The organism is Pseudomonas sp. 8_5_2 (genome assembly GCF_059295255.1).
On the sequence record NZ_CM181238.1, the window covers coordinates 3,203,943 to 3,217,054 of the forward strand.

15 protein-coding genes and 1 pseudogene are annotated in these 13,112 nt (G+C 61.7%); 10 read left to right on the top strand and 6 right to left on the bottom strand.

What is annotated here, in order from left to right; all coding sequences use genetic code 11:
• Positions 1-13: 13 nt before the first annotated feature.
• Positions 14-994 (bottom strand): quinone oxidoreductase family protein, encoded by a 981-nt coding sequence (locus tag AC5O5R_RS14690; protein WP_172220373.1) that lies wholly within the window; start codon positions 992-994, stop codon positions 14-16.
• 453 nt (positions 995-1,447) lie between these two features.
• On the opposite strand from AC5O5R_RS14690, the gene AC5O5R_RS14695 reads away from it, so the two are divergent.
• A complete protein-coding gene (locus tag AC5O5R_RS14695; RefSeq protein WP_172220370.1) occupies positions 1,448-1,654 on the top strand; it encodes a hypothetical protein in 207 nt (68 codons plus the stop codon).
• Between the two features lie 134 nt (positions 1,655-1,788).
• Here the strand turns inward: AC5O5R_RS14695 and AC5O5R_RS14700 are convergent, their stop codons facing one another.
• Positions 1,789-2,148, bottom strand: coding sequence for a hypothetical protein (locus AC5O5R_RS14700; RefSeq protein WP_172220367.1), 360 nt, complete (start codon positions 2,146-2,148; stop codon positions 1,789-1,791).
• 254 nt (positions 2,149-2,402) lie between these two features.
• On the opposite strand from AC5O5R_RS14700, the gene AC5O5R_RS14705 reads away from it, so the two are divergent.
• From AC5O5R_RS14705 to AC5O5R_RS14715, 3 genes are all read left to right on the top strand, one after another.
• Positions 2,403-2,711, top strand: coding sequence for a hypothetical protein (locus AC5O5R_RS14705; protein ID WP_172220388.1), 309 nt, complete (start codon positions 2,403-2,405; stop codon positions 2,709-2,711).
• Positions 2,712-2,816: 105 nt separating this feature from the next.
• Positions 2,817-3,017: a hypothetical protein gene (locus AC5O5R_RS14710; RefSeq protein ID WP_494514475.1), complete on the top strand. Its 201-nt coding sequence runs from the start codon at positions 2,817-2,819 to the stop codon at positions 3,015-3,017.
• A gap of 168 nt (positions 3,018-3,185) precedes the next feature.
• The gene (locus AC5O5R_RS14715) at positions 3,186-3,419 is read left to right on the top strand and encodes a hypothetical protein (RefSeq protein ID WP_172220361.1); all 234 of its coding nucleotides are present in this window, start codon (positions 3,186-3,188) and stop codon (positions 3,417-3,419) included.
• Positions 3,420-3,467: 48 nt separating this feature from the next.
• Here AC5O5R_RS14715 and AC5O5R_RS14720 read toward each other — a convergent pair whose 3' ends face one another.
• On the bottom strand, positions 3,468-3,776 hold the full coding sequence (locus tag AC5O5R_RS14720; protein ID WP_172220385.1) for a hypothetical protein: 309 nt from the start codon (positions 3,774-3,776) through the stop codon (positions 3,468-3,470).
• Between the two features lie 184 nt (positions 3,777-3,960).
• Positions 3,961-4,329 carry a hypothetical protein gene (locus AC5O5R_RS14725; protein WP_494511058.1) on the bottom strand — a complete coding sequence of 123 codons (369 nt, stop codon included), beginning with the start codon at positions 4,327-4,329 and terminating at the stop codon, positions 3,961-3,963.
• A gap of 497 nt (positions 4,330-4,826) precedes the next feature.
• Here AC5O5R_RS14725 and AC5O5R_RS14730 point away from each other — a divergent pair, with 497 nt between their 5' ends.
• Entirely contained in the window at positions 4,827-5,063 is a 237-nt protein-coding gene (locus AC5O5R_RS14730; protein ID WP_494515468.1) for a hypothetical protein, read from the top strand.
• Between the two features lie 39 nt (positions 5,064-5,102).
• On the opposite strand, the gene AC5O5R_RS14735 is transcribed toward AC5O5R_RS14730, so the two are convergent.
• Positions 5,103-5,267 (bottom strand): hypothetical protein, encoded by a 165-nt coding sequence (locus tag AC5O5R_RS14735; protein WP_172220358.1) that lies wholly within the window; start codon positions 5,265-5,267, stop codon positions 5,103-5,105.
• Positions 5,268-5,769: 502 nt separating this feature from the next.
• Here AC5O5R_RS14735 and AC5O5R_RS14740 point away from each other — a divergent pair.
• The 3 genes and pseudogenes from AC5O5R_RS14740 to AC5O5R_RS14750 all read left to right on the top strand — a co-directional run.
• A pseudogene (locus AC5O5R_RS14740) lies at positions 5,770-6,033 on the top strand (site-specific integrase); the annotation flags it as partial.
• A gap of 20 nt (positions 6,034-6,053) precedes the next feature.
• Entirely contained in the window at positions 6,054-7,640 is a 1,587-nt protein-coding gene (locus AC5O5R_RS14745; protein WP_172225912.1) for an ABC-F family ATPase, read from the top strand.
• A 191-nt stretch (positions 7,641-7,831) separates the two neighbouring features.
• On the top strand, positions 7,832-9,130 hold the full coding sequence (locus tag AC5O5R_RS14750) for an MFS transporter (protein ID WP_372242432.1): 1,299 nt from the start codon (positions 7,832-7,834) through the stop codon (positions 9,128-9,130).
• Here the strand turns inward: AC5O5R_RS14750 and AC5O5R_RS14755 are convergent.
• Positions 9,101-10,138: an alpha/beta hydrolase family protein gene (locus AC5O5R_RS14755; RefSeq protein ID WP_172287045.1), complete on the bottom strand. Its 1,038-nt coding sequence runs from the start codon at positions 10,136-10,138 to the stop codon at positions 9,101-9,103. The two genes, AC5O5R_RS14750 and AC5O5R_RS14755, sit on opposite strands and share 30 nt — an antisense overlap.
• Before the next feature lie 200 nt (positions 10,139-10,338).
• Between AC5O5R_RS14755 and yghU the strand changes: the two genes are divergently transcribed.
• Both yghU and AC5O5R_RS14765 read left to right on the top strand, forming a co-directional pair.
• Entirely contained in the window at positions 10,339-11,181 is an 843-nt protein-coding gene (gene yghU, locus AC5O5R_RS14760) for a glutathione-dependent disulfide-bond oxidoreductase (RefSeq protein WP_172233130.1), read from the top strand.
• Between the two features lie 173 nt (positions 11,182-11,354).
• Positions 11,355-13,058, top strand: a complete 1,704-nt coding sequence (locus tag AC5O5R_RS14765) for an amidase (RefSeq protein WP_494514476.1) — start codon at positions 11,355-11,357, stop codon at positions 13,056-13,058.
• Positions 13,059-13,112 lie beyond the last annotated feature (54 nt).

Consider the following 13,112-nt stretch of genomic DNA (forward strand, 5'->3'; position numbering starts at 1 on the left):
GCAGTTGCCCTCTTCAGATGACGAAGATCGACGAGCCGGTGGTCCTGCGGGCTTCAAGGTCGCGGTGCGCCTGAACCGCATCCTGCAAGGCGTAGTGCTGGTTGATTTCGATACGAATGCGGCCGCTGCTGACATGGTCGAACAACTCGCCCGCCAGGTCGGCCTTTTCTGCCGGGTCGGCGATGAAATCGGCCAGGGCCGGCCGGGTCAGCTGCAGCGAGCCCTTGATCGCCAGCAACTGCGGGTCGAACGGCGCGATGCTGCCCGACGCGGTGCCAACGCAGACCATAAGGCCGCGGCGCTTGAGCGAATCCAGCGAGCCGCTGAAGGTGTTCCTGCCGACACTGTCGAACACCACGTTGACCCCTGCCCCATCGGTCAGTTCGCGCACGCGACTGGCCACGTCTTCGAAGCTGTAGTCGATGACGTGGTTGCAACCATGGGCGCGCGCCACCTCGGCCTTGGCCTCGGTAGAGACGGTGCCGATCACGTTCAGCCCCAGCAACCGCGCCCACTGCGCGACGATCAGGCCTACGCCGCCAGCGGCAGCATGCAGCAGTACGCTGTCACCGGGTTTGAAGTCATACAGCCGGCGCAGCAGGTAGGCTGCCGTAAGGCCGCGCATGGTCATGGCGGCGGCCGTCTCGAAGGCGATGGTTTCCGGCAGTTTGATCAGCGCAGCGGCGGGCACCAGGCGCTCGGTGCAGTAGGCACCCAGGGTATTCAGGAACCCGGTGTAGGTCACCCGGTCACCCACCTCGACTTGCGTCACGCCCGCACCCAACGCCTCGACCACGCCCGAGGCTTCCACGCCAATGCCATTGGGCAGCGGAATCGGGTAGGTGCCGTTGCGGAAGTAGGTATCGGCGTAGTTCAGGCCCACCGCTACCTGGCGCAAGCGCACTTGCCCCGGACCCGGGTCGCCGACCTCGGCGTCCTCGTAGCGCAGTACCTCGGGGCCACCGGTCTGATGGAAACGTACGACTTTGGACATGCTTGTCTCTCCAATCATCGATCTGGACGCCAGGCGTCAGTGCTGGGTGACTGGACTTTATGCCCTTGGCAAGCGGGGTGCTTCGCATCGGACGACAGCGGATTAGCATTTGATGACAGCGGCCGTTATGACCTTGTGATTAGCCGGAACAGAACTGAGCCCTGCAGTGTTTGTACGGGTCCAGATGCTTGAACGCAGCCAATCTGACGAGGTGAACCATGACCATCGAAGCAGAGACTCTCGCTCAACTGACCCAGGCGCTGAGGGCCCAGGGTGCAAGGCGTATCGCCGACCTCACCTTCATCCGCGCGCCCTATCGTTGCGACCACCGTTGGGTGTGCAACGTCGTACGTCGACACGGAACGCGCTGAACCGTCAATTATTGATGAGCCTGCTTGATGCTTATCCATGGCACGACTAATACTTAGGTCTCTGCCTGGGGAGGCACGAAACATGCAACCAAGATTCGTTATCGTTCCGGCTGTGCCCATCGAGAAGGAGTCGTTTCGCGTGGCGGGCCGGTATTACGCCGCTACCGTCTGCGGGGGATTCGACATTTACGACAACCACGCCAAGGAAAGGCTCAAACCCAGCTACTCGAGCAAGACGGACGCGCAGTTGCGCTGTGAGCAGATGAACAAGCGGGGTGATATCGGGTGATGCAGGCCCGGTAGCACTCGGTTCCCTGAGCAAGGTGGACACCACCGCGTTCATGAGCTGCGCCGAGTGGAGCTATACCCAGCACACGGCCCGCCTGCCCAGCATGGGCGGATCGAGCGGCTCGGGTTACTGAGTCAGTCCAGGCATTCCCTTGCAGCCTGGCGCAGCTTGTCGCCCGACAGGAAACTGCCTTTGTAGAACGTCGCACGGCTGCCGTCGCGGGAGTCGATGACGTCCAGCACATCATCGCTTGCCACGGCACTGGGCGCTGTCAGCCGGTAGCCGTGGGCAATCGACTTTTGCGTGGCCTGGGGCGCCAGCGCCTGCCACTTGGGCAGTACACAGGCGGCGTATTGTTGCGGCGATTTGTGCGTCAGCTTGCTGGCGGTGGGTTTACCAGGCGTTGCGCAACCGGTGAGCCCGGCAACTAACGCAAAAGCGAGAAAGGTACGAAACATAGGCATTTGCAATTGGCCGTTATGGATACGCTGCATTCTAGCCAGACGTGCGCCCATATACCAATGAACCAAAGTCTTGCAGACCCGCCCGCCCGGTTGACAGAACGACAACAAGTCGACGACACCAAGACCACAACAATCCCTGTCAACTGCACCCTGCCGATAAATATTTGATTGAACTCAAGGAACGAATCCACTCTGCGGTGCTTCTGATGAGCAACAGGCAGCGACAGTGCCGGGCGGGTTGTTCATGGGGAACGATCAGCGCCCTTCTCGCCCAGGAGAATCCCATGCTGTGGTGGTTGGAAATACTCGCCCAATATGCGGCTTCGACCGGACTTGCCGTCTGCTGCATTTTTCTGTTCTGGGCTTACGGCCTGGCATTCGGCAGGGTCTACAGGCAGCTCTGCTCTGGCCTGCTGGCCATGATGCTGCTGTTGATCGCAGCGTTCCCCTATGGCATCGACTTTGCGCTGGGTAAACACTTTGGGCCTGGTGATACCAGCGGCTTGCTGCTGTTTCTTGCCGATGCACTGGGCGTGATCACGGCCGTGCTGGTCGCTTCGTTGTTTTTCGACCCCGAACAACTGCCGGGCTAGCCTTTGCCTCGCCTGTAGTGCAGCACCTGATATTTCTGCCAGTGGCGGCGCCGGGTGAAGGCTGAGAAAGTGGCGATACCCATGACTTCGGCAGGAGACACAGGCATGCAAAAGGATGCCCAGCGTACGCGGTTTTTTTATCAGAATGGAAAGCTCATCAGCATTATTACGGGGGAAAATGACCGTGCTATCTTCCGTACACCTGCTGTGGCGCTTGGCGAACGTCAAGGGGGGAGCTCGCCATCCAGCGGGTTATTAGGGACGGATCAGCAGGGCTCCGTTCTTCATGTAACCGATAACAAATGAACCTGTCCAACCCAGACATCGTGCCCTGCGTCTTCCGAGGCGCAAGGCGCCACCTGCCGGCTGTTGCTTGACCCGGGTCACGGCTTTTACAAAGTAGTTGCACACGACCCTGACCTGCGGCGATCCTCACAGGCCCGGAAGCAACTATCAAGGAAAGCCGTTCACGCCATGGAAACGCTTCACAGCATCAAGTCTGACCTGGTCAGAACAGCCGACCACCTCGATCAACTCAGTCAAAGCATGAGCGGACACGTCAAGTTCATGCAGGCGAGAGGCACCTCGCAAGCAGACCCCGAGGTCACAGCGCACATCACTTCCATCGATGCCGTTGCGGGAGAGTTGCGTGCTGTCGCCGCAAGGATCGACGACATCGAAGGCGCCCCAACTGATTACAGTAGTTGAGTCCATTTCGAGCCAGGGCAATTCTGGCGGCGACCCGCCTCCGACTTTTTAGCTGTACTTGAGCTTTACCACCTTGCTCAGCGCCCAACCGCTAAATACGTAGAACGCATCCAGATAGAAACGGCCGGCATAATTGGGTAGCGGCGCATGATTCAACAGCACGTCAGGATCAGGCGCTGGGGGGAACATTGCATAGAACCCATTTGGCAACACCGCCAGTGCTACCAGCAACATGTAAGTCCCAGCGCGCAGCAAGGTAGCGCGATCACTGGACGTGCCAGCCCACTTCAGCCCGTAAAAGGCGACCAGGCCAGCAACCGGCAATACCCAGAAATGCGTCGGGATCCCAATGAACATTTCGGCAACAACGCTTCTTGCTTCCACCCGGAGTGCTCCGTCCAAATGCGTGGATTATTGCGGGCATGGCCGGTAAATGCAAAAGAAGCCCTGCACCCACACCATCGCCCCCAACGGCACCCCGGCAGGCACGCAAAAAAGCCCGCTCTCAAAAGGCGGGCTTTTTCCTCGGAGGGTCAGTTGATCATGCTTTCGAACACATCAGCGCCGCATCCAGCAATCTGCCATGGTCGTACCAGGCATCGCGCTGATAGGCCGTGAACTGGTGCTGGCTTCCCGCACCTCGCAGCTCGACAAGCCCCTCTGCCTGGCTGGGGTCTGTACTTTCGATGAACAGCTTGACCGAGTTTTCACCCTGAACTTCATAGGTTTTCACATTGCCTTGAAGTTCGCCTTTGACGCACCCCAGATAGGCAGGTGGGCTTTGCGCGGTAGTGCCCGAAGTATAGTCATGGCCGTCACGCACATCACGATTTTGTGCACAACCTGCCAACAGCAATGACGCAAACCCGGACACCAGAACGGCGCCTGCCAGCGATCTTGAACTCTTCACCCGACACACTCCTGCTGCCCCATCGCGAACGTAGGAAAGTGTTGCCAAGCAGCTTGCCCTTTTTTTGTTTTCGTCCGCCCATGTTACTGCCCAAGTCAGCCGGGCAATAGGTTTGTTTGCTATATCTCCGCCGGGATGCCCAGGGCCATTAACGGTGAATGGCCCCAGTTTCGCGTACCCCCAAGCCCACTATCGGGTTCAGGCGATAGCCTTGAGGAACACCAACGTGGCCCCCAAATCCAGGATCAGCACAGCTGCCACCACGAAAATCATGTAATAGCGGTCATCCTGAGTCATTTTTGCGTTCTCCGCGGGTTCAGTGTCCCAGGAGAAAAGCAATTCCCATTCCAACATCCGCGCCGGCTGCGCTCATATGACAGGCCGCTCATGCAACACAGCCGTGACACAACACGCCACTGAATCGTCTCGATGAGTCATATTGTGGTCTTCCTGTTGCGGGCCAATACTTAGACGTCTGCCTGGGGAGGCCAATGAACATGCAACCGAGATTTGTGATCGTCCCAGCTGTACCGATAGAGGGTGAAACCTTTCAAATCGGCAACCGCTTCTTCGCCGCCACCACCTCGGGCGGTTTTGACATCTATGACAACCAGCAGAAGCAAAGGCTCAAGCGTGGCTTCGTCAACCGGTCGCAGGCCGCTGGAGCGTGCGAGACGATGAACGCCGGCTCGCGCAATCCAGAAGAACTGTTCCCCTTGCTGCGAACAGACTGACCGAACGATCAGCCCTTGGGCGCCCGGCGAAACAACGCATCAAGGCGCCATGAGGTAGGCGGCCACGCCCTTGGCCAAGCGCCATGGCTTCCACAGCGAAAGGTGATCGAACAACCGACTGGAATTGCCCGCCAGGCCTGCAACCGTGAGGTAGACGAGCCACTTTCGCAGCGCTCGGGAGAACTTCTTCTTGATGAATCGCAACAGTTGGCACGCCTTGGAGAAATGTTCCTGTCGCTAAAAACGAAAAAACCCAACACAGTGTTGGGCTTCAGCGTCAGCCCTGGACATAGGCAGGGCTGACAGGACCTGGAAATTTACGACATCACGCAATGTTGATGCAAGGCGTTGTAGGGTGATTTCACTGGGTTCAACACTCCTCCGCTCCCACTCTATTCCCCATCAGTCGTATCAAAAAACTGGTAGCGCTTCTTGTATCGCCAAATGTCCGCTATCGACCCCATAGCGGACATCTGTAACCGGGGCCGCGTTGCGGCCCATCGCCGGCAAGCGCGGCTCCCACAGGTACAGCGCGTGCCTGACGGCTGGCGATATTCTACGACCAATCTGCTGCGCCGCGTCTTCGCCAAAACCGAATGGACATCATCCAGCGTAAAGCGCAACGCGATCACCAGGCTGTCCACCATCCTGACTGCAGCCACCCGGGAAGGCCTGCTAGCAAAGAACCCCGTCGAGCTGATTGCCTGCCGATCTGCATAAACAGTGGGTGCCAGTGCTGAATGAATTGGGGATCACGCGTCGCTCCCCATACAACTGCCGTCACACCTATGCGACAATATGCTCAATGTCTGGTCTCAACCCCGCATTTATCGCCCAACAGCTCGGGCATAGCGTGCAGATGCTCTTATCGACTCATGCGCGCTGGATTAACTCGTCCAACGACTGGCAGGAGCTGGAAAAGCTCCAAATTGGTCCGAAAATGGTCCCAAGCTGCGAAGAAGCCACGTAAGTTATTGATAGGTAAGCTCCTTGATCTCCACCGCTAACATCACCATGCAGTTCGGCTCCAAGCCGCTGTTTGAAAACGTTTCCGTCAAATTCAACAACGGCAACCGCTACGGCCTGATCGGCGCCAACGGTTGCGGCAAGTCGACCTTCATGAAGATCCTCGGCGGTGACCTGGAGCCGTCTGGTGGCCAGGTCATGCTCGAGCCGAACACCCGCCTGGGCAAGCTGCGCCAGGACCAGTTCGCCTACGAGCAATTCACCGTCATCGACACGGTGATCATGGGCCATGGCCAGCTGTGGAAGGTCAAGGCCGAGCGTGACCGTATCTACTCGCTGCCGGAAATGACCGAAGAAGACGGCATGGCCGTCGCCGAGCTGGAAACCGAATTCGCCGAAATGGACGGCTACACCGCCGAATCCCGCGCTGGCGAACTGCTGCTGGGCCTGGGTATTCCGCTGGAGCAGCACTTCGGCCCGATGAGCGAAGTGGCGCCCGGCTGGAAGCTGCGTGTGCTGTTGGCCCAGGCGCTGTTCTCGGACCCGGACGTGCTGTTGCTCGACGAACCGACCAACCACCTGGACATCAACACCATCCGCTGGCTGGAAACGATCCTCACGGCGCGTAACAGCACCATGATCATCATTTCCCACGACCGCCACTTCCTCAACAGCGTCTGCACCCACATGGCCGACCTGGACTACGGCGAGCTGCGCCTGTTCCCGGGCAACTACGACGAGTACATGACCGCAGCGACCCAGTCGCGCGAGCAGCTGCTGTCGGACAACGCCAAGAAGAAAGCCCAGATCGCCGAGCTGCAGACCTTCGTCAGCCGCTTCTCGGCCAACGCCTCGAAGGCCAAGCAGGCGACTTCGCGTGCCAAGCAGATCGACAAGATCCAGCTGGCCGAAGTGAAGCCATCCAGCCGCGTCAGCCCGTTCATTCGCTTCGAGCAGAACAAGAAGCTGCACCGCCAGGCAGTAGTCGTCGAGAAGATGGCCAAGGCCTTCGATGAAAAAGTGCTGTTCAAGAACTTCGACATTACCGTCGAAGCGGGCGAGCGCGTCGCGATCATCGGCCCCAACGGCATCGGCAAGACCACCCTGCTGCGCACCCTGGTCGGCGAAATGACCCCGGATGCAGGCTCGGTGAAGTGGACCGACAGCGCCGAATTGGGCTACTACGCCCAAGATCACGCTCACGACTTCGAAGACGACATGACCCTGTTCGACTGGATGGGCCAGTGGACCTCCGGCGAGCAGGTGATCCGCGGCACCTTGGGGCGCATGCTGTTCTCCAACGACGAGATCCTCAAGTCGGTGAAGGTGATTTCCGGTGGTGAGCAAGGCCGTATGCTGTTCGGCAAGCTGATCCTGCAGAAGCCGAACGTGCTGGTGATGGATGAGCCGACCAACCACCTGGACATGGAATCGATCGAGGCGCTGAACCTGGCCCTGGAAAACTACCCGGGCACCCTGCTGTTCGTCAGCCACGACCGTGAGTTCGTGTCGTCGCTGGCCACGCGCATCATCGAGCTGTCGGCCGATGGCGTGGTGGACTTCAGCGGTACCTACGACGACTACCTGCGTAGCCAGGGTGTGCTGGTCTGATTGACGGGCAAAGCCGAATGCCAGTCAGTTAAGCATTGGGGCCGCTTTGCGGCCCATCGCCGCGGTTCGTCGCCACGACAAGCCAGGCTCTCACAAGTACGGCGCATGGTTCGAATTCGATGCGGTCGGGGTGGGAGCTGGCTTGCCGGCGATGGGCTGCGCAGCAGCCGCATCAGCTTTAACTGACTAGCATCAGGGTATCGCACTATCCGACGAATAATTCGTTAGCCTGCTTTCATTTCCTTTGCGCAGCGGCCATGATGGGAACGCCCAACCGCCCGCCCGCGAAAGAGCCCATGACCGCGCAACAACCCGCCTCCGCCAGCAACACGCAGCCCATCACCCTGCAGATCCTGTCGATCGTTTTCTATACCTTCATTGCCTTCCTCTGCATCGGCCTGCCGATTGCAGTGCTGCCCAGCTATGTGCACGACCAGTTGGGCTTTGGCGCGGTAATCGCCGGGGTGACCATCGGCCTGCAATACCTGGCAACTCTGCTTAGCCGCCCGTTTGCCGGCAAGGTGGCCGATACCCTGGGCGGAAAACGGGCGATCCGTTTCGGCCTGCTGGGGATCGCCGGCTGCGGAGTGCTGACGCTGCTGTCAGCCTGGACCCTGAGCGTGCCGTTGCTGAGCCTGGGACTGCTGCTGGGTGGGCGTTTGCTGCTAGGCATCGCCCAGGGGCTGATCGGTGTCGCCACCCTGAGCTGGGGTATCAGCCAGGTAGGTCCCGAGCACACCGCGCGGGTAATTTCATGGAACGGGATCGCTTCCTATGGCGCCATCGCCATCGGTGCGCCACTGGGTGTGGTGGCCGTGGAGGGGCTGGATTTCAGCGTCCTGGGGCCGGCTTTGCTGGTACTGGCGACCGTTGCCTTGCTGGTGTTGCGCAAACGGCCCGACGTGGTGGTGGTGCGCGGCGAACGCCTGCCCTTCTGGTCGGCGTTCAGCCGGGTTGCACCGTGCGGCCTTGGCCTGACCCTGGCCTCGATCGGCTACGGCACCCTTACCACCTTCGTCACCCTGTATTACCTGGAGCGCGGCTGGGCAGGCGCTGCCTGGTGCCTGAGTGCCTTTGGCGTGTGTTTCATCATTTCGCGGCTGTTGTTCGTCAACGCGGTCAACCGTTTCGGTGGCTATAACGTGGCAGTAGCCTGCATGGCCACCGAAGTGCTCGGCCTGGGCCTGCTGTGGCTGGCACCTTCACCGCCCTGGGCGTTGGTTGGCGCAGGGCTGACCGGCTTCGGGCTGTCGTTGGTGTACCCGGCGCTGGGCGTCGAAGCGATCAGGCAGGTGCCCAGCAGCAGCCGTGGCGCAGGGCTGGGGGCGTATGCGGTGTTCTTCGACATGGCGCTGGCAATTGCTGGCCCGCTGATGGGCGCTGTCGCCGTGCACCTTGGCTATGCCTCGATTTTCTGCGTGGCGGCCCTGCTCGCCCTGGCGGGGGTGGGCCTGACGTTGTTACTGGCGCGGCGCGCTGGACGCAGCTGAGCGCTCGTCGGCTTGTGGCGCACCTAGCACCTGGCTGAAGAACGCTGCCGTTTCCTGCTGCAATGAGTGATGAATATGCCGGCGGTCCACGCCTTCGGCATCCTTGCACAGCGCCGGCATCCGCGCATGCTGCTCGGCATCGCAACGGGCCATGAACACGAAATGCCCGGCGCCGGCCAACAGGCGGTAGTCTGGCGTGACCGGGAGCTTGCGGACCAAAGCCTCGGCGTTGCGGTCCACGGCCACCAGCTGATCGCTGTCGCCGCTGTAGATCAGCGCCGGCACCTGCACCCCGGCCAGGGCATGGCGGCCGAACAGCAGGCTCAGCGGCGCCATCAACACCACCGCCCCCACGCGCGGGTCTGCCTGGGGCGCCAGCTCGCTGCGGTCGGCAATCAGCACACCGTGGGTCTTGCAGGCATCGGCATCGTTCGGGCGCTCCAGGCAGTACTGGCGCAGACGGTCCAGGTCGGGGCGTGCTCCAGACAGGATCAATGCGGTTTCACCGCCGGCCGAGTAGCCAATCACACCGACCTTGCCCTCGTTCAGGAAAGGCCCGACCAATTCATCGTTGCGGGCCGCCGTGATTGCGGCACTGACCTGCAGCGGTCGGCCATAGAGGTTGCTCAGAGTGCCCAGGCGGCTGTGATCCCGGGCGTTGTCACCGGGGTGAACCACCGCCACCACGACAAACCCCTGGCGCGCCAGCGAGGTGGCCAGGTAATGCAGGGCCAACGGGCTGCCGGTGTTGCCGTGGGACAGTACCAGCAGCGGAAAGCGCCCCATGGCTACGGGCGCCTCTTCGGCCACCTCGACCGGGTAACCGTCGACACGGGTGCTGCGGATAGTGCCAACGGCTGGGTAGAACGCCAGCGCTTGCATGGGCCGGGCATCGACCGGGTCGGCGAGGATCATGTGGTGCAATCCGGCAACCCAGGGCGCGGCCTCAGCTTGTGCCAGCAGGCCGCCGAGCAGGGCCAGCGTCAACAGGCAACGTCGGATACTCATCGGCAGGGGGCTCCTCGCTGGGCTCAGCGATACCCCAGCATAGAGCCGGGTGGCGCTGCAGCAGATGAAAACTGGATGAAACCATCGCCATGCATCGCGCGCTTGCGCCCTGTGCATTTGCGCATTTCGCCGAACCCGTGGCATAGATACAGGTCCACGTACTTACGTGACCGTTTCGCGCCATTGAAGGAGATTCATGCATGAGCAAGCCCCCTTACGTGCCGCCCAAGGTCTGGCGCAACAGTGCAGCGTCCGGCGGCCAGTTCGCCAGCATCAACCGCCCGGTTGCCGGCCCGACCCATGACAAGGACCTGCCGCAGGGTGAACACCCGCTGCAGCTCTATTCCCTGGCCACGCCCAATGGCGTAAAGGTCACCATTGCCCTGGAAGAGCTGCTTGCATTGGGCCATGCCGGAGCCGAATACGATGCCTGGCTGATCCGCATCGGCGAGGGCGACCAGTTTTCCAGCGGCTTTGTGCAGGTCAACCCCAACTCGAAGATACCCGCCCTGCTCGACCGCAGCGTCGAGCCGCCGGTACGGGTGTTCGAGTCGGGCTCGATTCTGCTGTACCTGGCGGAAAAGTTCGGCGAATTGCTGCCAAAGACTCCCGCCGCGCGCACTGAAACGCTGAACTGGCTGTTCTGGCAAATGGGCGCGGCGCCTTACCTGGGCGGTGGTTTTGGCCACTTCTATGTGTACGCGCCGGAAAAAATCGAGTACGCAATCAACCGCTTCACCATGGAAGCCAAGCGCCAGCTGGATGTGCTCGACCGCCGCCTGGCGGAAAGCCGCTACCTGGGTGGCGAGGAATACAGCATTGCCGATATCGCCGTGTGGTCCTGGTACGGCCAGCTGGTGCGCGGCACCGTGTATGACGCGGCCGAATTCCTGGCGGTGCAGGAGTATCCGCATGTGCTGCGCTGGGCCGAGGAAATCGCCCAGCGCCCGGCGGTGCAGCGAGGCACCCGGGTGAATCGGACCTGGGGCGATGAAGACACGCAGGTGCCGGAGCGGCATGCGGCTGCTGACCTGGCACGCTGACCCCCGCCCCGTGGAGGAGCGACCTTGCCGAGGCGCTCCTGCAAAAGGCCCACGCAACGCTGGACAATGCCTGCCTGCACAAAACCATTTGCCCCTGCGCAAACCTGCTTCCGCCAAGCCCTTCTTGTACACTCCTCGCATTAGCCCCCACCTGCACATTTTTTGGTGAACGCATGATCGAGGTAACCGAGGTTTCCATTGCCGAGCTGCGCGACGCGCTCGAGTCGGGCCGCACGACAGCGGTCGAGCTGGTCAAGGCCTACCTGGCACGTATCGATGCCTACAACGGCGCCGATACCGCCACCGCCCTGAACGCCGTAGTGGTGCGCAACCCGGAGGCGCTGAAAGAAGCCGAGGCATCCGACGCTCGCCGTGCCAGCGGCCAGGTGCTGAGCCCGCTGGACGGCATCCCCTACACCGCCAAGGACAGCTACCTGGTCAAGGGCCTGACCGCTGCATCCGGCAGCCCGGCCTTCAAGGACCTGGTCGCCCAGCGCGACGCCTTCACCATCGAGCGCCTGCGCGCCGCCGGCGCTGTGTGCCTGGGCAAGACCAACATGCCGCCCATGGCCAACGGTGGCATGCAGCGCGGTGTTTATGGCCGTGCCGAAAGCCCGTACAACGCCAACTACCTGACCGCGCCATTCGCCTCGGGCTCGTCCAACGGGGCCGGCACCGCCACCGCCGCCAGCTTCAGTGCGTTCGGCCTGGCCGAAGAAACCTGGTCCAGCGGCCGCGGCCCGGCGTCCAACAACGGCCTGTGTGCCTACACACCGTCACGCGGGGTGATTTCGGTACGTGGCAACTGGCCGCTGACCCCGACCATGGACGTGGTGGTGCCTTATGCCCGCACCATGGCCGATCTGCTGGAAATTCTCGACGTGGTGGTCGCCGATGACGCCGACAAGCGCGGCGACCTGTGGCGCCTGCAACCTTGGGTGCCGATTCCGGCGGCCTCCACCGTGCGCCCGGCTTCGTATCTTGAACTGGCAGGGGATGCCAGCGCGCTCAAGGGCAAGCGCTTTGGCGTACCGCGCATGTACATCAATGCCGATGCCGAAGCCGGCACCTCGGAAAAACCAGGCATCGGCGGCCCGACCGGCCAGCGCATCAATACCCGTGCCACGGTGATCGACCTGTGGCAGCAGGCCCGCAAGGCCCTGGAAGCGGCCGGCGCCGAAGTACTGGAAGTGGACTTCCCGCTGGTATCCAACTGCGAAGGCGACCGCCCGGGCGCGCCAACCGTGTACAACCGCGGCATCGTCAGCAAGGCATTCCTGCATGACGAATTGTGGGAGCTGTCGGGCTGGGGCTTTGACGATTTCCTTCGTGCCAACGACGACCCCAAGCTCAACCGCCTGGCCGATGTCGACGGGCTGCTGATCTTCCCCCACGACCCCGGCACCTTGCCTAACCGTGAAGACGACCTGGCCGCCGGCATGGACGAATACGTCAACATGGCCAAGCGCGGCCTGAAGACCTGGGACCAGATCGAGACTCTGCCCGATGGCCTGCGCGGCCTGGAGCGCACCCGCAAACTGGACCTGGAAGACTGGATGGACAGGCTTGGCCTGGACGCGGTGCTGTTCCCCACCGTGGCCGACGTGGGCCCGGCGGATGCCGACGTCAACCCGGCATCGGCGGATATCGCCTGGAGCAACGGTATCTGGGTGGCCAACGGCAACCTAGCGATCCGCCACCTGGGCGTACCGACGGTTACGGTACCGATGGGTGTGATGGCCGATATCGGCATGCCGGTCGGGCTGACCTTTGCCGGGCGGGCCTACAGTGACAATGCGCTACTGACCTTCGGTGCCGCCTTTGAGGCGACCGGCTCGCGCCGCATGGTCCCGCCGCGCACGCCGGCACTGGGCTGAGTATCGGGGCTGCTGCGCAGCCCATCGCCGGCAAGCCAGCTCCCACACCGATCG

Coding starts and splice junctions, on each gene's coding strand:
- AC5O5R_RS14690 (WP_172220373.1), bottom strand. CDS start 994: ATGTCCAAAGTCGTACGTTTCCATCAGACCGGTGGCCCCGAGGTACTG.
- AC5O5R_RS14695 (WP_172220370.1), top strand. CDS start 1,448: ATGCAACCAAGATTCGTTATCGTTCCGGCTGTGCCCATCGAGAAGGAG.
- AC5O5R_RS14700 (WP_172220367.1), bottom strand. CDS start 2,148: ATGCAGCGTATCCATAACGGCCAATTGCAAATGCCTATGTTTCGTACC.
- AC5O5R_RS14705 (WP_172220388.1), top strand. CDS start 2,403: ATGCTGTGGTGGTTGGAAATACTCGCCCAATATGCGGCTTCGACCGGA.
- AC5O5R_RS14710 (WP_494514475.1), top strand. CDS start 2,817: ATGCAAAAGGATGCCCAGCGTACGCGGTTTTTTTATCAGAATGGAAAG.
- AC5O5R_RS14715 (WP_172220361.1), top strand. CDS start 3,186: ATGGAAACGCTTCACAGCATCAAGTCTGACCTGGTCAGAACAGCCGAC.
- AC5O5R_RS14720 (WP_172220385.1), bottom strand. CDS start 3,776: ATGTTCATTGGGATCCCGACGCATTTCTGGGTATTGCCGGTTGCTGGC.
- AC5O5R_RS14730 (WP_494515468.1), top strand. CDS start 4,827: ATGCAACCGAGATTTGTGATCGTCCCAGCTGTACCGATAGAGGGTGAA.
- AC5O5R_RS14755 (WP_172287045.1), bottom strand. CDS start 10,138: ATGAGTATCCGACGTTGCCTGTTGACGCTGGCCCTGCTCGGCGGCCTG.
- yghU (WP_172233130.1), top strand. CDS start 10,339: ATGAGCAAGCCCCCTTACGTGCCGCCCAAGGTCTGGCGCAACAGTGCA.
- AC5O5R_RS14765 (WP_494514476.1), top strand. CDS start 11,355: ATGATCGAGGTAACCGAGGTTTCCATTGCCGAGCTGCGCGACGCGCTC.